The sequence below is a fragment of the Frankia sp. CoWAU3 genome (assembly GCF_977971855.1).
In genome coordinates this window covers 35,897-36,991 of sequence record NZ_CDWWXB010000005.1, presented here as the reverse complement: position 1 = coordinate 36,991, position 1,095 = coordinate 35,897, and the positions used below count along the sequence as shown (strand labels likewise).

The window sequence follows — 1,095 nt, the reverse complement described above, 5'->3', positions numbered from 1 at the left end:
GGCGGCCGGGCTGGACCGGCCGCATCGGGTCGAGGGTGTCGTCGTGCACGGCGACGCGCGTGGCCGCACCATCGGCTATCCTACGGCGAACATCCAGGTGACGCCGTGGGCCGCCGTTCCGGCGGACGGCGTGTACGCGGGCTTCGCCTGCTGGTCCGGCCGCCGCCAGCCTGCCGCCATCTCGATCGGTACGAATCCGACGTTCGAGGGACGCGACCGGCGCGTCGAAGCGTTTCTCCTGGACTTCGACGAGGATCTCTACGGCGAGTACATGGCCTACGAGTTCACCCATCGGCTGCGTCCGACCCTGCGCTTCGACTCGGTGGCCGAGCTCGTCACCCAGATGGCCGCGGATGTGGAGGCCACCCGCGCGGCAACCCTGCTCGTCTGAACTCGGCTGAACTCCGCCGGTGGCCGAGCGGCTCTCCTCGGGTTGATAGGCTTCCCGGTCAGGCGGGTGCGGTGTGTCCGGACCGGACGGCGATGATGCCGAGGTCCGGTGATCGATCCGGGTGGGGAAGACCCCGGACGTGCGCTGTCCCGAAACAGAAGGAGAAGGTGGAGCGTGCCGCTCGCGAGCGACGTCAAGCAGAAGATCATGTCCGATTACGCCACCGTCGAGCGGGACACGGGCTCGCCCGAGGTGCAGGTCGCGATGCTGACCCGTCGGATCAGTGACCTGACCGAGCATCTCAAGGTGCATAAGCACGATCACCACAGCCGCCGCGGTCTGCTGCTACTCGTCGGCCGTCGCCGACGGCTGCTGAACTACCTGGCGAAGACGGATATCAACCGATACCGCGCTCTGATCGAGCGACTCGGGCTACGGCGGTAGCGCGAAGAGGGAGCGGCCCGGCTGGGACGCTCCCTCTGACGCATCGGGGGTAGGTACCGAATGCGTCGAGCCGTCGGCGGAGTCGTCCGCTCGGCGGTGTGGAGGACCTGGCCGGGTCCGTGGTGGTGCGAGCCGCCGGTCCTCGGTCGTGGTCGCCGGGATGGGTACGGGCACCGGACCCGGGGACTTCGACTGAGCACCGGCATCCTCGTTGGCGTGGACCCGGCCGTAGAAGAGGCTCGGCCGCGTGGATCCGGCCG

2 protein-coding genes are annotated in these 1,095 nt (G+C 68.9%); both read left to right on the top strand.

Annotated features, from left to right (window positions below; all coding sequences use genetic code 11):
* Window positions 1-391 (top strand): riboflavin kinase (locus tag AC08ON_RS01435; protein WP_476616320.1); only part of this gene is annotated, 391 nt, incomplete at its 5' end.
* Between the two features lie 174 nt (window positions 392-565).
* Window positions 566-835 (top strand): 30S ribosomal protein S15, encoded by a 270-nt coding sequence (gene rpsO / locus AC08ON_RS01430; RefSeq protein WP_011437932.1) that lies wholly within the window; start codon window positions 566-568, stop codon window positions 833-835.
* Window positions 836-1,095 lie beyond the last annotated feature (260 nt).